The following is a 19,499-nucleotide window of genomic DNA, read 5'->3' on the forward strand; positions in this document are numbered from 1 at the left end:
ATTCAATTAATGTATCACTTCTGTATAAGCTTTTAATTTTTGTACATTATCTTCATCATTTTTATCTACAACAACTGCTGTTAAATCTTCTAAATGACATAATTGGGTAAAATCTTCTTTTCCAATTTTTGAAGTATCAATTAATAAGTACTTTTCAAGTGAACGATGAAGTGCAAGTTGTTGTGTATACGCTTCGTCAATTGTAGAAGTGAGCACATCTGCATCTTTTATTCCATTACAACTAAAAAACATTTTACTAAATCGTTTTGTTTTAAGGAGCGTATTCGTCATTTCACCTACAAATGATTCAGTAAGTTCTCTCATTTCTCCACCTAATAAGTAAACTTTAAAATTTAGCGAACGCTTTTCAAATAATATTTGAAATACTGGAAAACAATTCGTAATCACTGTTAATGATTCTCGATCTATTAATTGAGCCAGTAACTCGATTGTTGTTCCAGGTCCCAAAAAAATCGTATCGTTTTCTTCAATTAAGTTAACAGCTTTCCTTGCGACAGCACGTTTTTCTTCAATATTCTCTGTGTGCTTTTCTTGATGAGACTTTTCTTTAATTTGAAAAGCTGAATTACTACGTGCACCGCCATGTATTTTAGTTAGTAATCCTTTTTCTTCTAGTTCAGCTAAATCACGACGTACTGTCATGTCAGATACATTAAGATCCTCAACGATTTCATTTGTCCTAACTGTTCCTTTTTGATTTACGAGTTTAGTAATTTCTTCTAAACGATCGTATTTATTCATTCAAATTCTCACATCCAACTTATTTTATTAAACATGTCCATATAAAATGAACACATATATCTCATAAAGATTTTAAGCGCAATTTCATTCTATACTATTACTTGTTTTAAAACTAGAAAATAAAGGTAAAAATATGTTGTAATAATAGTATAAAATTCATTTTAAAAAAGTTATATTAGTCATTATTATAAACGAGGTGCTCAGATTGAGTAATAAAATTGAAAAATTAAAAGAAATTGTTGATAAATCAAACAAAATTGTATTTTTTACTGGTGCGGGTGTATCGGTTGCAAGTGGTATACCTGATTTCCGCTCCATGGGTGGATTATTTGATGAAATTTCAAAAGAGGGTTATTCACCTGAATATTTATTAAGTATTGATCATTTAAATGATAATAAAGAAAGCTTTATCGACTTTTATCATAAACGACTACTAGTAGCAGATAAAAAACCTAATATCGTCCATGAATGGATTGCAGAGTTAGAAAAAGAAGGCAAATCTTTAGGTGTGATTACCCAAAATATCGATGGGTTACATGAAGATGCTGGAAGTGAACATATTGATGAAATTCATGGTACACTAAATCGCTTTTATTGCATCAATTGTGGAAAAGAATATACGAAATCATATGTTATGGAACACAAATTAAGATATTGTGAGAACTGCGGTGATGTCATTCGCCCTGATATCGTATTATACGGTGAAATGCTCGATCAGCCTACTGTCTTTAGAGCATTAGATAAAATCCAAAAAGCAGATACTGTCATTGTGTTAGGTTCATCCTTGGTCGTACAACCTGCTGCTGGCTTTATTTCTAACTTTACAGGAGACAATCTTGTAATTATTAATAGAGACGCTACACCGTATGATAGACAAGCAAGTTTAGTTATTCATAATGACATGACAGAAGTGATTGATGAAGTTATGAAAAATAAATAGATAGACATGTGGCTAGTGTTTTTTAAAACGACTAGCCTTTTTTATATAAAAAAGCACTTCTCAAAGTTGAGAAGTGCTTTAAACATTTTAATTGAACACAAATTGCTTACGCAATTCGCATACTGAACTTGTAAGCAAACAAGTTTGCAACATTTCCAATATTAACGTTTTGAGAATTGTGGAGAACGACGTGCTTTTTTAAGACCTGGTTTTTTACGTTCTTTCATACGTGGGTCACGAGTTAATAAACCTGCGCGTTTTAAAGAACCTCTGTATTCTGGATCAGCTTCTAATAATGCACGAGCGATACCATGACGGATAGCTTGAGCTTGTCCAGTGAAACCACCACCGTATACGTTAACTAATACATCATAGTTACCTTTAGTTTCTGTAACATCGAATGGTTGGTTTAAGTCTAAGATTAATGATTCGAATGGTAAGTATTCGCGTACGTCACGATCGTTAACAGTGATATTACCTTCACCTGGTACTAAACGTACACGTGCTACTGAGTTTTTACGACGGCCTGTGCCTCTATATTCAACTTGTGCCAATGTAATTTCCTCCTTCTAATTAACCACGTAATTCGTAGTTTTCTGGTTGTTGTGCAGCGTGTGGGTGTTCAGCGCCACTGTATACAAATAATTTTTTACCTTGTTTTTCACCTAAACGTGAACTTGGTAACATTCCTTTGATAGAAGTTTCAAGTAAACGAGCAGGGTTATTACGTTTTAATTCACCAGCAGTCACTGATTTAATACCACCTGGGTGATTTGAGTGACGGTAGTAAACTTTATCTTGTTCTTTTTTACCAGTTAATTCGATTTTTTCAGCGTTGATGATGATTACATAGTCACCAGTATCAACGTGTGGTGTATAAGTTACTTTATTTTTACCGCGTAAGATAGATGCTACTTCAGATGATAAACGACCTAATGTTTGGCCTTCAGCATCGATAACATACCATTTGCGCTCAATGTTTGATTCATTTGCCATAAATGTTTGACGCATAATAATTATCCTCCTAAAAATAAATGCTTCGTCTTAGATTACAGGTACTCATCGCAGTCGAACCTACGAACGAGGCCTGCAATCTAGGTCATTCTGTTACGATTTCAAAGCGTAATGTTCATTTATTTTATTCCTGTCTAATCTGCTTATATATCTTGTAACACAATAAGTTTCCGGGGCTTATCGTGGGATGATATAAAACAATACCGTTAACTATCTTATATTTTATAAGCCCATTTGTCAATGCATATTAGTCATTTTGTAATGATTTTTTATAATGTATTTTTACATCCTCACCAAAGTCATTTTTAAGTGCTTCTGGATCTAAATATATCTTTTCAAGATATAATCCTTCAGCGGGTGCTGTAAAAGGCACATTATCTCTATTTTTAGCTTTAAGCAGTTCAGGAACTACGTTAGGTTGTCGCTTCCCTTTACCTACTTCTACTAAAAAAGCTACAAGTACACGCACCATATTATATAAGAAACCAGAACCTGTGACGATATAGTCAAAACCTTCGTCCGTTTTTACAACTTCACTTTGGTATAGTGTACGTTCTTTACTTTCAACTTCAGTCTTTTGTGAACAAAATCCAGTAAAATCATGAGTTCCAATAAAGTGTTTAGCCGCTTCATTCATCTTATCTAAATCTAAGTCATCTTTTATAAATGTCTTAAGACCACTTTCAAATGGATTGCGATGTTCCGCTTGATACACTTTATAGCGATATCTCTTACCTACACAATCATAACGACAATGAAACGTGTCATCTACTTGTTTTACACTATTCACGTAAATATCCTCAGGTAACGCACTATTCATCGCATATTTCCATTGTTTAGGCTCAATATTCAATTCTGTGTCAAAATGAAAATACTGTTCATAAGCATGCACACCACGATCTGTGCGACTTGATGGATGTATACGCACATGTCGGCGATGCATACGTTTTAAAATTTTTTCAAATTGTTGTTGAACAGTTCTACCTTGTTGTTGAATTTGAAAACCAAGAAATCCATGTCCTTGATACGCAATATTTACTAGTATGCGCAATGTCTTACACTCCCATATATTTTAATATAAATAATATCATTCCAATAGGTATCAGACTGAATAGACTCAAAGTATCTCTCTTATGCCATGACAACTTACGATAACTTGTACGTTGTACATTAGCATCATATCCTCTAACTTCCATTGCAATGGCTAATTCATCAGCTCTTTGAAAGGCAGAAATAAATAGCGGTATCATTAATGGGATGAAAGCTTTAATTCTTGTCATTAAACTCCCCGAACTGATTTCAGAACCTCTTGATTTTTGAGCAAGGATAATTTTATCTAATTCATCCATCAATGTTGGAATAAACCTTAAAGCAATTGACATAATCATACTTAATTGATGCACAGGAATTTTAAATAGTTTCAATGGGGCCATTAACTTTTCAAAAGCATCAGTCAAGTCAATTGGACTTGTTGATAATGTCATAATTGTCGCAACCATAACAATCGTTATTAATCTTAAAGAAATAAAAATACCTTCTAATACCCCTGTACTATCAATTTTAATAAAACCTATTTCTAATAGCGTAGTCCCGCCGTGAGTAAAGAAGATGTGCATTACAAACGTAAAGATTAAGAAGAAAAATATCGGTGTTAATCCTTTAATTAAAAACCAAAATTGAATTTTAGCCATTTTCATAAAACATAGAATTAATAATATTACCCAAGCGAATGTAGCAAAAGAATGAGCAAAAAAGATAAAAATAATAAATACAAATACAAAAATCAACTTTGCTCTAGGATCAAGACGATGTATCACAGAATTATTAGGTAAATAACGTCCTATAATAAGTTTATTTTTCATGTTCTTGCCACTCCTGATACAATGTTACAAACTCATCTTCATTTAAGGCAATATCATTAAACATGGTTTGATATTTATCTTCAACATCATATTGCAGTTGTACTACATCAGGCAATGCAATGTGCCAATCTTTCAGTTTTTCGTGTTGTCTGAATAATGATTTAGGAGAGCACTGTTCTATTACTTTCCCTTGTCTCATTACAATGATTTCTTCTGCATATCGCGCCACATCATTCATATCGTGTGACACTAATATGATTGTTTTATGATGATTGACTTGAATTGATTTTATTAATTCCATCACTTGCTGACGACTTTTTGGGTCAAGTCCAGCAGTAGGCTCATCAAGAATAATTATATTCGGTTTCATTGCAAGGATAGAAACTAATGCAATTTTACGCATCTGACCACCTGACATTTCAAATGGCGATTGTTCCATAATATGATGATCAAAACCTAAATCTAAGAGTAACTGATACGCATAAGACTTAACTTGTTCCACATTCATCTTAAAATTTTTAGGACCAAATGCTACTTCTCTTTCCACACTATCTTCAAACAATTGTGATTCAGGAAATTGAAAAACCAAACCTACTTGTTGTCTTAATTCTCGTAGATGCTTGTCTTTTGTTTTATGAGTAATCTCCTTATTATCAAAAGTAATACTACCTTTTGTTGGTTTTAATAGCCCATTAAAATGTTGAATGAGTGTGGATTTACCACTTCCTGTTTGACCAACAATCGCATAGTATTTACCTTGCTCAATTTTGAGATTGATATCATTTAAGGCTTGATATTCATAAGGAGTGCCTTTTTGATAAATATATGAAACATGATTAAATTGAATGGTCATAATTTATCAACCAGCCCTTCATATGTAGTGAATTCATCTTTAAAGCCTAGCTTTTGATTCATTTTCATTGCAAATGGTAAATCTAAGCCAATCTCTACTAAATACTGTGTATTTAAAAAAATAAAATTTGGCTTACCTTCTTTGTAAACTTTGCCTTTATTCATAATGACGACATGATCGCTTTCTAACGCTTCACTTAAATCATGAGTAATAGAAATAATCGTTAAATTTTTCTCTTGTTTAACTTGTTTAATTAATGAAAGTAAAGACTGTTTACCTTGGGGATCTAACATAGAGGTTGCTTCATCAAGAATGATGACATCTGGACTTAGTGCTAAGACTCCTGCAATAGCCACGCGTTGCTTTTGGCCTCCCGATAAAGAATGTGGTTCATATTCCATATATTCTTTCATATCTACATTATCTAAAGATTGAATGACGATTGCTTTCATTTTGTCATGAGATACTGCGTGATTCTCGAGTCCAAAAGCTACATCATATTCCACAATTGAACCTACAAATTGATTTTCTGGATTTTGAAAGACAATACCAATATGGCGTCTAACCTCTCTTAAATAATCAGGAGTAACTAAATGATTGTTATAAAAAATTTCTCCTTCAGTTGCTTGTTCTATACCTACTATAAGTTTTGCAATTGTAGATTTCCCCGAACCATTATGTCCTACAATGGATGTCCATTGATGTTCTGGTATATTAAATGACACATCTTCTAAAGTGAAGGCCGCATCGTTTTGATATTGAAAATGTACATGTTTAAGTTCGATGATATTGTTATTATCAGTTTTCACAGCCTTCCTCCTTTATTAATAGTTACTACAATAGTTTACATGAATAAAAACTAGATGTACATGAATAAACGTCTTTCATATATAAAAAGAGTCATGCCTCAAAAGCACGACTCTTTTTAATCAGTATAGATTCATTAAAATTAAAAAAGCGCGCACCCCATCATATTTTAGTTGAGTTCACGCTTTATATTAGTATTTAGTTGATGGGGTACTCTGAGCTAGACAATATTTGTATGTGGCAAACATTATCGTTGCACTCATTTGCTTTAAATACAAGTAGTTAGTGTATTTATATATAAAATTAATCTACTAATTCGATGATAACTGATTCCGCACCGTCACCACGACGAGGACCTACTTTAAGAATACGAGTGTATCCACCTTGACGTTCTGCATAACGTTCAGCAATTTCACCAAATAATTTTTGAAGTGCAGTTTGTGTAGTTTCATCTTCATTTAAGATTTCAACATTACGTAATGTTTTAGCAGCATTACGACGAGATGCTAAGTCACCTTTTTTACCTAAAGTGATTAATTTCTCAACAACACTACGAACTTCTTTTGCACGAGCTTCTGTAGTTTCAATACGCTCACTTACGATAAGTGATGTAGCTAAGTCACGTAACATAGCTTTACGTTGATCAGAAGTACGACCTAATTTTCTGTAACCCATGAGTTAACCTCCTTTAACCTATTAATCTTCTTTTCTTAAACCTAATCCTAAATCTTCTAATTTATATTTAACTTCTTCAAGAGATTTACGACCTAAATTACGCACTTTCATCATATCAGCTTCAGACTTGTCAGCTAATTCTTGAACAGAATTGATACCTGCACGTTTTAAACAGTTGTATGAACGTACTGATAAGTCTAATTCTTCGATAGACATTTCAAGTACTTTTTCTTTTTGATCTTCTTCTTTTTCAATCATGATTTCAGCATTTTGCGCTTCATCTGTAAGACCAACGAAAATATTTAAATGTTCAGTCATAATTTTAGCAGCTAATGAAACAGACTCTTGTGGAGTAATTGAACCATTAGTCCAAACATCTAAAGTTAATTTATCAAAATCACTACTTTGACCTACACGTGTATTTTCAACTGTATAGTTTACACGTTCAACAGGTGAATATAGTGAATCTACAGGAATTACACCAATTGGTAAATCACTAGTATTATTTTGTTCTGCTAATGCGTAACCTCTACCCTTATTAGCAACAAGACGAATTTTTAAATGTCCACCTTTAGACACTGTCGCAATTTTAAGTTCTGGGTTTAGAACTTCAACATCACTATCGTGAGTAATATCACTTGCTGTTACTTCGCCTTCATCTCTCACATCAATTTCTAATGTTTTATCTTCTTCAGAATAGATTTTTAATGCTAATTTTTTGATGTTCATAATAATTGTAGAAACATCTTCAACAACATTGTCTATAGCTGAAAATTCGTGTAAAACACCTTCAATTTCGATGTACTTAACGGCTGCACCTGGTAATGAAGATAGTAGGATACGACGTAAGGAGTTTCCTAGTGTAGTACCGTAGCCACGTTCAAGTGGTTCAACAACGAACTTACCGAATTTAGCATCTTCACTAATTTCAATTGTCTCAATTCTAGGTTTTTCAATTTCTATCATTTACAAAATCCTCCTTAATAACGTCGAATTAATTTTAAAATTGTTTCGCTCAGTGATTTGTAACAATAACAATCAATAAAAATTATACGCGACGACGTTTTGGTGGACGACAACCGTTGTGAGGTACTGGAGTAACGTCTCTGATTGCTGTTACTTCTAAACCAGCTGATTGTAATGCACGAATCGCTGATTCACGACCTGGTCCAGGTCCTTTTACTGTTACTTCAACAGTTTTCAAACCATGTTCCATTGCTGATTTTGAAGCAGTTTCAGATGCCATTTGAGCAGCGAATGGTGTTGATTTTTTTGATCCTTTGAAACCTAATGCACCAGCTGATGACCAAGATAAAGCATTACCAAATTCATCAGTGATAGTTACGATTGTATTGTTGAATGTTGAACGGATGTGTGCTACACCATTTTCAATATTCTTTTTAACTCTACGTTTACGAGATACTTGTTTACGTGCCATTTATATTTTGCCTCCTTTACCTATTATTTTTTCTTATTAGCTACAGTTTTAACTGGGCCTTTACGAGTACGAGCATTGTTTTTAGTTTTTTGACCACGAACTGGTAAACCACGACGGTGGCGAATACCACGGTATGATGAAATTTCCATTAAACGTTTAATGTTTAAGTTTTGTTCACGGCGTAAGTCACCTTCTACTTTATAACCGTCAACTACTTCACGGATACGACCTAATTCGTCATCTGTTAAATCTTTTACACGTGTATCAGCTGATACGTTAGCTTCTTCAACAATTTTTTTAGCTGTTGAAGTACCGATACCATATACGTAAGTTAATGAAATAACTACGCGTTTTTCACGTGGAATATCTACTCCTGCAATACGTGCCATATATTTTTACACCTCTCTTTTATTAACCTTGTCTTTGTTTGTGCTTAGGATTGTCACAAATTACCATAACTTTACCTTTACGTTTAATGACTTTACATTTTTCGCAAATAGGTTTTACTGATGGTCTTACTTTCATTTTTATACCTCCCTATATTATGGAGTGACGATTATTTATAACGATACGTAATTCTACCGCGTGATAAATCATACGGAGACATTTCTACTGTTACTTTGTCGCCAGGTAGAATACGAATATAATTCATTCTAATTTTACCACTTACATGTGCTAAAATTTCATGACCATTTTCTAATTCTACTTTAAACATAGCATTTGGTAAAGTATCAAGTACTGTACCTTCTAATTCTATTACATCTTGTTTCGCCATTGATTAACTTCCCCCTTTTTACAATAGTAAGGTAATCGTCAATAGACAACTTCAACGATACGAATCTAATATAGTGAATAGTTATTATAAGTTTAACAAAATGCGGGAATTATGATCGTCATACGACACTCAAAAAATAAATTCTTGCCAGAGAAACCTAATCAAAGTTCACATAAATCTAGATCGCACATTAGTTGATCTATTTTAATTGATCTAAGATATCAATGACATCTTTGGTTACTTCGTCAATATCTTTCGCGCCATCAATATTTTTCAATACGCCTTTTTCATCGTAATACTCTAAAATTGGCTTAGATTGTTTAACATTAACGCTTAAACGATTAGATACTGTTTCTGGATTATCATCTTTACGTTGATAAAGTTTTCCACCATCGATATCACAAACACCATCAACCTTTGGAGGATTAAATACAAGATGATAAGTTGTACCACATTTCTCACAGATACGACGACCTGTAAGACGATTCATTAACTCTTCCTCAGGAACTTCAATATTGATAACAGCATCAATATTTCTGTCAAGCTCAGACATAATGTTGTTTAATGCCTCAGCTTGCTCAATCGTTCTAGGGAATCCATCTAATAAGAAACCTTTTTTTGCATCGTCTTCAGAAATTCTTTCTTTAACGATACCTACAGTAACTTCATCAGGGACTAATTCTCCACGATCCATATATGATTTAGCTTCTTTACCTAAATCAGTTTCATCTTTAATCGCTTTTCTGAACATGTCACCAGTAGATATATGTGGTATTGGGAATTTCTTAACAATTTCACTCGCTTGAGTACCTTTACCAGCTCCAGGTAAACCCATTAAAATGATATTCATAAATTGCCCTCCTACAAATTATCTACCACCAAAGCCTTTATATTCTTTTTGACTCACTTGTGCTTCAAGTGATTTCATAGTTTCAATTGCTACACCAATAACGATTAATAAACTTGTACCACCAATTTGAATTGATTGAGGTAAATTCATAAATTTTGTCGCTATAATTGGAAGAATAGCAATAACTGCTAAGAAAATAGAGCCTACAAAAGTTAAGCGATAAAGTACTTTAGTAATATATTTTTTTGTTTGTTCCCCAGGTCTAATTCCTGGTACATAACTACCTTGTTTTTTCAAGTTGTCAGCCATTTTTTCAGGATTAACTTGAACAAAGGCATAAAAATATGCAAATGCAATAATTAATATAACATAAACAATCATACCATAAGTGTTTGAAGGGTTAGCGTATTCTGCAATATTTTGCGCCCAATCAGCTTTAGGGAAGAACAATGTTAATGTTCTTGGCAATAAGAAGAATGCCATTGCAAAGATGACTGGAATAACCCCTGCAGAGTTTACTTTTAAAGGTAGATATGTTGCTTGTGATCCTAAACGTTGTGCAGATTGTTTTTTAGCATATTGAATTGGAATTTTACGTTTCGCTTCCAATACATAAATCGCTCCAATTGTTAATAAAATTAATCCAACAATTAAACCAATAACTTTTAACCATGCTAACGTTGTATCGTCATTACCAACAAATGCTTGTTGCACAAATTGGATAATTGATGATGGTAACGTCGATAAAATACCTGCAAAGATAATGATTGAAATACCATTACCTACACCAAATTGTGTAATTTGATCACCAAGCCAAATTAAAAATGCAGTTCCAGTTGTTAAAACTACAGCAATCAATAAATAACTCATGACAGATTGATGAATAATCAATTTACCGCCTAAATAGTTATTAAATTGAAATGCCATACCAATTGATTGTATAAATGCCAATATAATAGCGAAATAACGTGTTACATTGCTAAGTTTTCTTTTACCTACTTCACCTTGTTTAGCCCATTCAGTAAATTTAGGGACAATGTCCATTTGTAATAATTGCATTACGATAGAAGCAGTGATGTACGGCATTATACCCATAGCAAAGATAGAAAAGTTCTTTAAGGCTCCGCCACCAAACGTATTAAGAAGAGCAGCGACACCTTGATCAGAACCTTGTTGTTCAAAAGGCTCAGGATTAACTCCAGGAGCCGGAATATAAGTTCCTATTTTGAATATTACTAACATTGCTAATGTGAAGAAAATCTTGTTTCGAACTTCTTTAGTTTTAAAGAAGCTCATAAACGTTTGAAACATTAGATCACCTCGTGTGCTCCACCTTTAGCATCGATAGCTTCAACCGCTGAAGCTGAGAATTTATGAGCTTTCACTGTCAATTTTTTATCAAGTGAACCATTGCCTAGTACTTTAATACCAGATTTTTCATTCTTAACCACACCAGTTTCAACTAATAAAGCTGGAGTTACTTCAGTACCATCTTCAAATTGATTAAGTTGGTCTAAATTAACAATAGCATATTCTTTACGATTAATGTTAGTGAAACCTCGTTTTGGTAAACGACGGAATAAAGGTAATTGTCCACCTTCAAATCCTGGTCTTACGCTACCACCTGAACGTGCTTTTTGACCTTTTTGACCGCGAGCACTAGTTTTACCATTACCTGAACCAGCACCACGACCTACACGGTTACGTACACGACGTGAACCTTCAGCTGATTTTAACTCATGTAATTTCATTATTTAGGCACCTCCTTAATTATTTTTCTTCAACTGTTAATAAGTGTTTAACTTTGTTGATTTGCCCACGAATTGCAGGGTTATCTTCAACAACTACTGAACTATTAGTCTTTTTAAGACCTAACGCTTCAACAGTTTTACGTTGTGTTTCAGGACGACCAATAACACTACGAGTGAGGGTAATTTGTAATTTAGCCATTATTTATTTTCCCTCCTTAATTATATAATTCTTCTACTGATTTGCCACGTAATTTCGCAACATCTTCAGCGTTTTTAAGGTTTTGTAAACCATTTAATGTCGCACGTACCATGTTGATAGGTGTATTTGAACCTAATGATTTACTTAAGATATCAGTGATACCTGCTAATTCTAATACGGCACGTACTGGACCACCAGCGATAACTCCTGTACCAGGTGCAGCTGGTTTCATAAATACGCTACCAGAACCATAACGGCCAGTGATAGTGTGAGGAGTTGTTCCTTCTACACGTGGAACTACTACTAAATCTTTTTTAGCTGCTTCTACAGCTTTTTTAATAGCTTCTGGTACCTCTTGAGCTTTACCAGTACCGAAACCTACACGACCATTTTTATCTCCTACTACTACTAATGCAGTGAAACGGAAACGACGTCCACCTTTAACAACTTTAGCAACACGATTAATTGTAACAACGCGTTCTTCAAATTCTTTCGTTTCTTCTTCTCTACGAGCCATGTATTTGTCCCTCCTTTAAATTAAAATTCTAATCCGTTTTCTCTCGCAGCTTCAGCTAACGCTTTAACGCGACCATGATATAAATAACCACCACGATCAAATACGATTTCTTTGATACCTTTATCTGAAGCTTTTTTAGCGATTACTTCACCAACTTTAGTTGATAAATCAACTTTAGAAGTAGAATCACTAGCGATATCTTTATCTTGAGATGAAGCTTGTACTAAAGTTTCACCTTTAGCATCATCAATAATTTGTGCGTAAATGTGTTTGTTTGAACGATATACATTCAAACGTGGTTTTTCAGCTGTACCTGATAATTTAGTACGCACACGAGCATGTCTTTTCAAACGCACTTTGTTTTTATCAATTTTACTAATCATTGTATTACTCCTTTCTTTAGAGAGTTATCTATTATTTACCAGTTTTACCTTCTTTACGGCGAACATATTCACCTTGGTAACGAATACCTTTTCCTTTATAAGGTTCTGGAGGTCTTACTGAACGAATATTAGAAGCGATAGCTCCAACTTGTTCTTTAGATACACCAGATACTGTAACAGTTGTATTTTTCTCTACTGCGAAAGTAATGCCATCTTCAGCTTTAATTTCAACAGGATGAGAGTAACCAACGTTTAATACTAAGTCATTACCTTGCATTTGAGCACGGTAACCTACACCAACAAGTTCAAGAGTTTTTACAAAACCTTGAGAAACACCTTGTACCATATTATTTAATAACGCACGAGTTGTACCGTGAACTGTTCTATCTTCTTTAGAATCAGTAGGTCTTACAACTTCTAGAGTGTTTTCATCTTGTTTAAAAGTCATTCTTTCATCAAAAGTTCTAGTTAATTCACCTTTAGGACCTTTTACAGTAGCAGTTTGTCCATCAAAAGTTACTGTAACGTCACTAGGGATGTCAATAATTTTCTTACCAACACGACTCATGTTATGGCACCTCCTTATTTATTATTACCAAACGTATGCGATGATTTCTCCACCAATGTTACGTTTTCTAGCTTCTTTATCAGTGATGACACCTTCAGAAGTTGAAACTAATGCGATACCTAAACCATTTAATACTTTAGGGACTTCGTTCGCTTTAGCATATACACGTAAACCTGGTTTTGAGATACGTTTTAATCCTGTGATAACACGTTCATTGTTTTGACCATATTTTAAGAATAAACGAATAACACCTTGTTTATCATCTTCAATGTATTCTACGTTTTTAATGAAACCTTCATTTTTTAAGATTTCAGCAATTTGTTTTTTAATATTTGATGCAGGTAATTCTAATTTCTCGTGACGCACCATGTTTGCGTTTCTTACACGAGTAAGCATATCTGCGATTGGATCTGTCATAGTCATTTATTGTTGCCTCCTTTCAAACTCTTTAATCTTACCAGCTAGCTTTACGTACGCCAGGAATTTGGCCTTTATAAGCTAATTCACGGAAACAAATACGGCATAATTTAAATTTACGATATACAGAATGTGGACGACCACAGCGTTCACAACGAGTATATTCACGTACTGCATATTTTTGTTTTTTCTGTTGCTTAGCAACCATAGAAGTTTTAGCCACTTAATTAGCCTCCTTTTAGAGATTATTTACGAAATGGCATACCGAAGTTTGTTAACAATTCACGAGCTTCCTCGTCAGTGTTAGCAGTTGTTACGATAACAATATCCATTCCTCTTACTTTACTTACTTTATCATAATCGATTTCTGGGAAAATTAATTGTTCTTTAATTCCTAAAGTGTAGTTACCACGACCATCGAAAGCTGTTTTAGAAACACCTTGGAAGTCACGTACACGAGGTAATGAAACTGCGATTAATTTATCTAAGAATTCATACATTCTTTCTCCGCGAAGTGTTACTTTTGCACCGATTGGCATACCTTCACGTAAACGGAATGTTGCAACTGATTTTTTAGCTTTAGTAATTAATGGTTTTTGTCCAGTGATTAATTCTAACTCTTCAACAGCATTATCTAACACTTTAGAGTTTTGAACTGCATCACCAACACCCATATTTACAACGATTTTTTCGATTTTTGGTACTTCCATTACTGAACTATAGTTGAATTTTTTAACTAAGTTTTGAGTAACTTCAGTATTGTATCTTTCTTTTAAACGGTTCAAAGTGGATCCTCCTTTCAACTAGTTATTAATTATTAGATTTGATTTCTTCGCCAGATTTTTTAGCGATACGAACTTTTTTACCATCTACAAATTTGTAACCAACACGAGTAGGTTCATTTGTTTTAGGATCTAATAATTGTACATTAGAAACATGGATTGCTGCCTCTGTTTCTAAGATTCCACCTTCAGGATTTAATTGAGTTGGTTTTTGGTGTTTTTTAATAACGTTAACACCTTCCACAACGACGCGGTCTTTTTTAGGTTCAGTAGCGATTACTTTACCTTCTTTACCTTTATCTTTACCTGCGATAACTTTAACGTTGTCACCTTTTTTGATATGCATGTGGGCACCTCCTTAAATATTATGGTTTTAATAAATTATAGTACTTCTGGTGCTAATGATACGATTTTCATGAAGTTACCTTCACGTAATTCACGAGCAACAGGACCAAAGATACGAGTACCACGTGGGCCTTTGTCATCACGAATAATGACACATGCATTTTCATCAAATTTGATATAAGAACCATCGTTACGACGTACGCCTGATTTAGTTCTAACAACAACAGCTTTCACAACGTCGCCTTTTTTAACAACGCCACCTGGTGTTGCATTTTTAACAGTACATACGATGATATCGCCAATGTTCGCTGTTTTGCGACCAGATCCACCTAATACTTTGATTGTAAGTACTTCACGAGCACCAGAGTTGTCTGCTACTTTTAAACGCGTTTCTTGTTGGATCATTAGTTAAACCTCCCTTATCTCTAATCTTGTATTAAATAATTACTGATTCTTCAACAATTTCTACTAAACGGAAACGTTTTGATGCTGATAAAGGACGAGTTTCTTGAATTCTAACAATATCTCCTAATTTAGCTGAATTGTTTTCATCATGAGTTTTATATTTTTTAGAGTATTTTACTCGTTTACCGTATAATTTGTGTGTTTTGTAAGTTTCAACAAGTACAGTAATTGTTTTGTCCATTTTATCAGAAACAACTTTACCTACATAAACTTTACGATCGTTTCTTTCACTCACTTTTGTAACCTCCTCTTTCTTATACTTTATTGATTAGCTTTACTTTGTTCAATTTCTCTTTCACGAGCAACAGTTTTTAGACGTGCAATTGTTTTTCTAACTGTACGAATACGTGCAGTTTCTTCTAATTGACCTGTAGCTAACTGAAAGCGTAGGTTAAAAAGCTCTTCTTTTGAAGATTTGATTTGTTCTTCGATTTCTGAAGTGGTTAAGTCTCTAATTTCCTTAGCTTTCATTTGTTTCACCACCCAATTCTTCACGTTTTACAAACTTAGTTTTAACTGGAAGTTTGTGACTTGCTAAACGTAATGCTTCACGAGCTACATCTTCAGATACACCAGCGATTTCGAATAAAATACGACCTGGTTTTACAACTGCGATCCAGCCTTCAACAGCACCTTTACCAGCACCCATACGTACTTCTAAAGGTTTTTTAGTATAAGGCGTATGTGGGAAGATTTTAATCCAAACTTTCCCGCCACGTTTCATGTAACGTGTCATAGCGATACGAGCAGATTCGATTTGACGAGATGTGATCCAAGAAGTTGTTGTAGCTTGTAAACCATACTCACCAAATGTTACAAAGTTACCGCCTTTAGAACGACCAGTTGTTTTTGGACGATGTTGACGACGATATTTAACACGTTTTGGTAGTAACATTATTATTTTCCTCCTTCACTAGTATTCTTAGTAGGAAGAACTTCACCACGATAGATCCATACTTTAACACCTAATTTACCATAAGTAGTGTCTGCTTCAGCATGTGCATAGTCAATGTCAGCACGTAAAGTATGAAGTGGAACAGTTCCTTCTGAATATTGTTCAGCACGAGCGATGTCAGCTCCGCCTAAACGACCTGATACTTGAGTTTTGATACCTTTTGCACCAAGTTTCATAGCTCTAGTTATAGCTTGTTTTTGTACACGACGGAATGAAGCACGATTTTCTAATTGACGTGCGATATTTTCTGCTACTAAACGAGCATCTATATCAACTTTTTTAATTTCCACAACGTTGATGTGTACTTTTTTATCAGTTAAGTTATTTAATTTATTACGAAGTTTTTCAATTTCTGAACCGCCTTTACCAATTACCATACCAGGTTTACCAGTGTGGATTGCGATGTTAATACGGTTAGCAGCACGTTCAATGTCAACATGAGAAACTGACGCTTCTTTTAATTCGTTATCAATGAATTTACGGATTCTTAAATCTTCGTGTAATAAAGAAGCGAAATCTTTTTCAGCGTACCATTTAGCTTCCCAATCACGGATAACTCCAACACGAAGTCCGATAGGATTAATTTTTTGACCCACAGTATTCCCTCCTTAAATAGTTATTAAGCTTCTTTAGCTTCTTCTTTACCGTCACTTACGACGATTGTAATGTGGCTTGTACGTTTATTGATTGCACTTGCACGACCTTGTGCACGTGGACGGAAACGTTTTAAAGTTGGTCCTTCATTTGCATATGCTTCTTTAACAACTAATTCATCTGTATTCATGTCATAGTTATGTTCAGCATTTGCTAAAGCGGACATTAATACTTTTTCAATTACTGGTGATGAAGCTTTGTTAGTTAATTTTAAAATAGCAATAGCTTCTCCAGCATTTTTACCTCTAATTAAATCAAGAACTAATCTTACTTTACGAGGTGCGATTCTGATTGTTCTAGCAACCGCTTTTGCTTCCATTAGGATATCCTCCTCTACTTATATATATTATTATCTACTAGTTTTCTTATCGTCAGCTGCATGTCCTTTAAATGTACGAGTTGGAGCAAATTCACCTAATTTGTGACCAACCATATCTTCAGTTACATAAACAGGTACATGTTTACGACCATCATATACTGCAAAAGTATGACCGATGAAATTTGGAAAAATTGTAGAACGACGTGACCATGTTTTGATTACTTGTTTCTTTTCACTTCCGTCTTGAGCTTCTACTTTTTTCATTAAATGATCATCAACGAAAGGTCCTTTTTTAATACTACGAGCCATTTGGGCGCCTCCCTTCTTATTGTGTGCGTGCAGCTGTTAAGCCGCACACTCAAATAAGTTGTTATTATTTTCTCTTACGTCCACGAACGATAAGTTTATCAGATGATTTTTTACCGCGACGTGTTTTCTTACCAAGCGTTGGTTTACCCCATGGTGACATTGGAGATGGTCTACCGATAGGAGCACGACCTTCACCACCACCGTGTGGGTGATCGTTAGGGTTCATTACAGAACCACGAACTGTTGGACGGATACCTTGCCATCTTGAACGACCAGCTTTACCAGCGTTAACAAGTTCATGTTGTAAGTTACCAACTTGACCGATTGTAGCACGGCAAGTAGATAAAATCATACGTACCTCACCAGAACGTAATCTGATTAATACATATTTACCTTCTTTACCAAGTACTTGTGAACTTGCACCTGCTGAACGAGCAATTTGTCCGCCTTTACCAGGTTTTAATTCGATATTATGAATTACAGTACCAACTGGAATATTTTGTAATGGTAAAGCATTACCAACTTTGATATCTGCTTCAGCACCACTTTCAACTGTTTGGCCTACTTGTAATCCTTTTGGTGCAATAATGTAACGTTTTTCACCATCAGCATATACTAATAAAGCAATGTTAGCTGAACGGTTTGGATCATATTGAATTGAATCAACTTTAGCAGTGATTCCGTCTTTATTACGTTTGAAGTCAATTACACGATATTGACGTTTATGTCCTCCACCATGGTGACGAACTGTTAATTTACCTTGATTGTTACGACCCGCTTTTTTCGGAAGCGGTTGTAATAATGACTTTTCAGGTGTAGTCTTCGTGATTTCAGCGAAGTCTAACGTAGTCATATTACGACGACCATTTGTAATTGGCTTATATTTTTTAAGAGCCATTGTCGCTTACCTCCTTAATGGTAATATTATTTTATTTTAGTTGAATAAGTCGATTGAACCTTCTTTAAGTTTTACAATCGCTTTTCTTCTTTTATTTGTATAGCCTTGATAACGGCCCATACGTTTTTTCTTTGGTTTGTAGTTGATGATATTTACACTTTCAACTTTAACGTCGAAAATTTCTTCAACTGCAATTTTAACTTGAGTTTTGTTAGCACGAGTATCTACATCAAAAGTATATTTATCTTCAGCCATTGCTTCAGAAGATTTTTCAGTGATTACGGGGCGCTTAAGAACATCTCTAGCTTCCATTATCCGAGCACCTCCTCAACTTTTTTCGCAGCTGATTCAGTAATGATTACACTGTCAGCGCTAGTGATATCTAATACGTTTAATCCTTGAGCTGTACTTACTTGAACGCCAGGAATATTACGTGCAGATAATTCAACATTTACATCTTCGTCTTCTGTTACTACTAACACTTTTTTAGGTTGTTCAAGTGTATTTAAAACGTTTTTGAATTCTTTTGTTTTTGGTGCATCAAAGCCAAAAGTATCAACGATTGTAAAGTTGTTTTCTTGAACTTTGAAAGATAATGCAGAACGTAATGCTAAACGACGCATTTTCTTAGGCATTTTGTATGAATAACTTCTTGGAGTTGGTCCGAAAACGATACCACCACCACGCCATTGTGGAGCACGGATTGTACCTTGACGTGCACGTCCTGTACCTTTTTGTCTCCATGGTTTACGTCCACCACCACGAACAGCTGAACGATTTTTCACTGCGTGTGTACCTTGGCGTAAAGAAGCACGTTGTAAATTGATTGCTTCGAAAAGAACACTGTTGTTTGGTTCGATTGCGAAAACTGAATCGCTTAATTCAACTGAACCAGATTTTGATCCATCTACTTTTAATACATCATAATTAGCCATTATGCTTTTTCCTCCTTTCGCTACTT

General features: G+C 34.4%; 35 protein-coding genes. 1 reads left to right on the forward strand and 34 read right to left on the reverse strand.

Features of this window, described 5'->3' with window-relative positions; translation table 11 throughout:
- Window positions 1–6: 6 nt before the first annotated feature.
- The gene (locus HMPREF2953_RS00960) at window positions 7–762 is read right to left on the reverse strand and encodes a DeoR/GlpR family DNA-binding transcription regulator (RefSeq protein WP_019835773.1); all 756 of its coding nucleotides are present in this window, start codon (window positions 760–762) and stop codon (window positions 7–9) included.
- A gap of 205 nt (window positions 763–967) precedes the next feature.
- Here HMPREF2953_RS00960 and HMPREF2953_RS00965 point away from each other — a divergent pair, with 205 nt between their 5' ends.
- Window positions 968–1,702, forward strand: a complete 735-nt coding sequence (locus tag HMPREF2953_RS00965) for an NAD-dependent protein deacylase (protein WP_070671368.1) — start codon at window positions 968–970, stop codon at window positions 1,700–1,702.
- Window positions 1,703–1,863: 161 nt separating this feature from the next.
- Here HMPREF2953_RS00965 and rpsI read toward each other — a convergent pair whose 3' ends face one another.
- The 33 genes from rpsI to rplD all read right to left on the reverse strand — a co-directional run bounded on the left by rpsI (window position 1,864) and on the right by rplD (window position 19,473).
- Entirely contained in the window at window positions 1,864–2,256 is a 393-nt protein-coding gene (rpsI, locus tag HMPREF2953_RS00970) for a 30S ribosomal protein S9 (RefSeq protein ID WP_002448344.1), read from the reverse strand.
- Window positions 2,257–2,275: 19 nt separating this feature from the next.
- Window positions 2,276–2,713 carry a 50S ribosomal protein L13 gene (gene rplM / locus HMPREF2953_RS00975; protein ID WP_002448612.1) on the reverse strand — a complete coding sequence of 146 codons (438 nt, stop codon included), beginning with the start codon at window positions 2,711–2,713 and terminating at the stop codon, window positions 2,276–2,278.
- Between the two features lie 250 nt (window positions 2,714–2,963).
- Window positions 2,964–3,767 carry a tRNA pseudouridine(38-40) synthase TruA gene (gene truA, locus HMPREF2953_RS00980; RefSeq protein WP_070671370.1) on the reverse strand — a complete coding sequence of 268 codons (804 nt, stop codon included), beginning with the start codon at window positions 3,765–3,767 and terminating at the stop codon, window positions 2,964–2,966.
- Window positions 3,768–3,771: 4 nt separating this feature from the next.
- Window positions 3,772–4,578, reverse strand: coding sequence for an energy-coupling factor transporter transmembrane component T family protein (locus HMPREF2953_RS00985; protein ID WP_002448411.1), 807 nt, complete (start codon window positions 4,576–4,578; stop codon window positions 3,772–3,774).
- Window positions 4,568–5,431: an energy-coupling factor transporter ATPase gene (locus tag HMPREF2953_RS00990; protein ID WP_070671371.1), complete on the reverse strand. Its 864-nt coding sequence runs from the start codon at window positions 5,429–5,431 to the stop codon at window positions 4,568–4,570. The genes HMPREF2953_RS00985 and HMPREF2953_RS00990 overlap by 11 nt, the downstream gene beginning before the upstream one ends.
- The gene (locus HMPREF2953_RS00995) at window positions 5,428–6,240 is read right to left on the reverse strand and encodes an energy-coupling factor transporter ATPase (protein ID WP_070671373.1); all 813 of its coding nucleotides are present in this window, start codon (window positions 6,238–6,240) and stop codon (window positions 5,428–5,430) included. The genes HMPREF2953_RS00990 and HMPREF2953_RS00995 overlap by 4 nt, the downstream gene beginning before the upstream one ends.
- Before the next feature lie 301 nt (window positions 6,241–6,541).
- On the reverse strand, window positions 6,542–6,913 hold the full coding sequence (gene rplQ / locus HMPREF2953_RS01000) for a 50S ribosomal protein L17 (protein ID WP_002448491.1): 372 nt from the start codon (window positions 6,911–6,913) through the stop codon (window positions 6,542–6,544).
- Between the two features lie 21 nt (window positions 6,914–6,934).
- Complete coding sequence (locus HMPREF2953_RS01005; protein WP_002448356.1) at window positions 6,935–7,879, reverse strand: DNA-directed RNA polymerase subunit alpha; 945 nt, start codon at window positions 7,877–7,879, stop codon at window positions 6,935–6,937.
- An 82-nt stretch (window positions 7,880–7,961) separates the two neighbouring features.
- Window positions 7,962–8,351 carry a 30S ribosomal protein S11 gene (gene rpsK / locus HMPREF2953_RS01010; RefSeq protein WP_000101625.1) on the reverse strand — a complete coding sequence of 130 codons (390 nt, stop codon included), beginning with the start codon at window positions 8,349–8,351 and terminating at the stop codon, window positions 7,962–7,964.
- Between the two features lie 23 nt (window positions 8,352–8,374).
- Window positions 8,375–8,740, reverse strand: a complete 366-nt coding sequence (gene rpsM, locus HMPREF2953_RS01015; protein ID WP_002448629.1) for a 30S ribosomal protein S13 — start codon at window positions 8,738–8,740, stop codon at window positions 8,375–8,377.
- 22 nt (window positions 8,741–8,762) lie between these two features.
- Window positions 8,763–8,876 carry a 50S ribosomal protein L36 gene (gene rpmJ, locus HMPREF2953_RS01020; RefSeq protein ID WP_001829709.1) on the reverse strand — a complete coding sequence of 38 codons (114 nt, stop codon included), beginning with the start codon at window positions 8,874–8,876 and terminating at the stop codon, window positions 8,763–8,765.
- A gap of 31 nt (window positions 8,877–8,907) precedes the next feature.
- Window positions 8,908–9,126: a translation initiation factor IF-1 gene (gene infA, locus HMPREF2953_RS01025; RefSeq protein ID WP_001829792.1), complete on the reverse strand. Its 219-nt coding sequence runs from the start codon at window positions 9,124–9,126 to the stop codon at window positions 8,908–8,910.
- A 199-nt stretch (window positions 9,127–9,325) separates the two neighbouring features.
- Window positions 9,326–9,976, reverse strand: coding sequence for an adenylate kinase (locus HMPREF2953_RS01030; protein ID WP_002448556.1), 651 nt, complete (start codon window positions 9,974–9,976; stop codon window positions 9,326–9,328).
- Window positions 9,977–9,994: 18 nt separating this feature from the next.
- Window positions 9,995–11,287 carry a preprotein translocase subunit SecY gene (secY, locus tag HMPREF2953_RS01035; RefSeq protein ID WP_002448596.1) on the reverse strand — a complete coding sequence of 431 codons (1,293 nt, stop codon included), beginning with the start codon at window positions 11,285–11,287 and terminating at the stop codon, window positions 9,995–9,997.
- On the reverse strand, window positions 11,287–11,727 hold the full coding sequence (gene rplO / locus HMPREF2953_RS01040) for a 50S ribosomal protein L15 (RefSeq protein WP_002448533.1): 441 nt from the start codon (window positions 11,725–11,727) through the stop codon (window positions 11,287–11,289). The genes secY and rplO overlap by 1 nt, the downstream gene beginning before the upstream one ends.
- Window positions 11,728–11,746: 19 nt before the next feature.
- Window positions 11,747–11,926 (reverse strand): 50S ribosomal protein L30, encoded by a 180-nt coding sequence (gene rpmD / locus HMPREF2953_RS01045; protein WP_001096576.1) that lies wholly within the window; start codon window positions 11,924–11,926, stop codon window positions 11,747–11,749.
- Between the two features lie 16 nt (window positions 11,927–11,942).
- Complete coding sequence (rpsE, locus tag HMPREF2953_RS01050; protein WP_002448405.1) at window positions 11,943–12,443, reverse strand: 30S ribosomal protein S5; 501 nt, start codon at window positions 12,441–12,443, stop codon at window positions 11,943–11,945.
- A gap of 20 nt (window positions 12,444–12,463) precedes the next feature.
- On the reverse strand, window positions 12,464–12,826 hold the full coding sequence (rplR, locus tag HMPREF2953_RS01055) for a 50S ribosomal protein L18 (RefSeq protein ID WP_002448369.1): 363 nt from the start codon (window positions 12,824–12,826) through the stop codon (window positions 12,464–12,466).
- A gap of 31 nt (window positions 12,827–12,857) precedes the next feature.
- Window positions 12,858–13,394 (reverse strand): 50S ribosomal protein L6, encoded by a 537-nt coding sequence (rplF, locus tag HMPREF2953_RS01060; RefSeq protein ID WP_002448579.1) that lies wholly within the window; start codon window positions 13,392–13,394, stop codon window positions 12,858–12,860.
- 24 nt (window positions 13,395–13,418) lie between these two features.
- Complete coding sequence (gene rpsH, locus HMPREF2953_RS01065; RefSeq protein WP_070671375.1) at window positions 13,419–13,817, reverse strand: 30S ribosomal protein S8; 399 nt, start codon at window positions 13,815–13,817, stop codon at window positions 13,419–13,421.
- A 31-nt stretch (window positions 13,818–13,848) separates the two neighbouring features.
- Entirely contained in the window at window positions 13,849–14,034 is a 186-nt protein-coding gene (locus HMPREF2953_RS01070) for a type Z 30S ribosomal protein S14 (protein WP_001140799.1), read from the reverse strand.
- Window positions 14,035–14,056: 22 nt separating this feature from the next.
- Window positions 14,057–14,596, reverse strand: coding sequence for a 50S ribosomal protein L5 (rplE, locus tag HMPREF2953_RS01075; protein WP_002448593.1), 540 nt, complete (start codon window positions 14,594–14,596; stop codon window positions 14,057–14,059).
- 25 nt (window positions 14,597–14,621) lie between these two features.
- Window positions 14,622–14,939 (reverse strand): 50S ribosomal protein L24, encoded by a 318-nt coding sequence (rplX, locus tag HMPREF2953_RS01080; RefSeq protein WP_002448459.1) that lies wholly within the window; start codon window positions 14,937–14,939, stop codon window positions 14,622–14,624.
- Between the two features lie 35 nt (window positions 14,940–14,974).
- Entirely contained in the window at window positions 14,975–15,343 is a 369-nt protein-coding gene (gene rplN / locus HMPREF2953_RS01085) for a 50S ribosomal protein L14 (RefSeq protein ID WP_002432661.1), read from the reverse strand.
- Between the two features lie 31 nt (window positions 15,344–15,374).
- On the reverse strand, window positions 15,375–15,638 hold the full coding sequence (gene rpsQ / locus HMPREF2953_RS01090) for a 30S ribosomal protein S17 (protein WP_002448443.1): 264 nt from the start codon (window positions 15,636–15,638) through the stop codon (window positions 15,375–15,377).
- A gap of 26 nt (window positions 15,639–15,664) precedes the next feature.
- Window positions 15,665–15,874, reverse strand: a complete 210-nt coding sequence (gene rpmC / locus HMPREF2953_RS01095) for a 50S ribosomal protein L29 (RefSeq protein WP_000644737.1) — start codon at window positions 15,872–15,874, stop codon at window positions 15,665–15,667.
- Window positions 15,864–16,298, reverse strand: a complete 435-nt coding sequence (gene rplP / locus HMPREF2953_RS01100; RefSeq protein ID WP_002448374.1) for a 50S ribosomal protein L16 — start codon at window positions 16,296–16,298, stop codon at window positions 15,864–15,866. Before rplP ends, rpmC begins: the two co-directional genes overlap by 11 nt.
- Window positions 16,299–16,300: 2 nt before the next feature.
- Complete coding sequence (gene rpsC, locus HMPREF2953_RS01105; protein ID WP_002448525.1) at window positions 16,301–16,954, reverse strand: 30S ribosomal protein S3; 654 nt, start codon at window positions 16,952–16,954, stop codon at window positions 16,301–16,303.
- A gap of 23 nt (window positions 16,955–16,977) precedes the next feature.
- Window positions 16,978–17,331, reverse strand: a complete 354-nt coding sequence (gene rplV / locus HMPREF2953_RS01110) for a 50S ribosomal protein L22 (protein ID WP_001829734.1) — start codon at window positions 17,329–17,331, stop codon at window positions 16,978–16,980.
- 30 nt (window positions 17,332–17,361) lie between these two features.
- Window positions 17,362–17,640 (reverse strand): 30S ribosomal protein S19, encoded by a 279-nt coding sequence (gene rpsS / locus HMPREF2953_RS01115; RefSeq protein WP_002448348.1) that lies wholly within the window; start codon window positions 17,638–17,640, stop codon window positions 17,362–17,364.
- Between the two features lie 64 nt (window positions 17,641–17,704).
- Window positions 17,705–18,538: a 50S ribosomal protein L2 gene (gene rplB / locus HMPREF2953_RS01120; protein ID WP_049334557.1), complete on the reverse strand. Its 834-nt coding sequence runs from the start codon at window positions 18,536–18,538 to the stop codon at window positions 17,705–17,707.
- 36 nt (window positions 18,539–18,574) lie between these two features.
- Window positions 18,575–18,850 carry a 50S ribosomal protein L23 gene (rplW, locus tag HMPREF2953_RS01125; RefSeq protein ID WP_002448403.1) on the reverse strand — a complete coding sequence of 92 codons (276 nt, stop codon included), beginning with the start codon at window positions 18,848–18,850 and terminating at the stop codon, window positions 18,575–18,577.
- Window positions 18,850–19,473, reverse strand: coding sequence for a 50S ribosomal protein L4 (gene rplD, locus HMPREF2953_RS01130; protein WP_070671378.1), 624 nt, complete (start codon window positions 19,471–19,473; stop codon window positions 18,850–18,852). Before rplD ends, rplW begins: the two co-directional genes overlap by 1 nt.
- Between the last annotated feature and the right edge of the window lie 26 nt (window positions 19,474–19,499).

The organism is Staphylococcus sp. HMSC072E01 (genome assembly GCF_001814125.1).
Taxonomy (GTDB): Bacteria; Bacillota; Bacilli; order Staphylococcales; family Staphylococcaceae; genus Staphylococcus; species Staphylococcus hominis.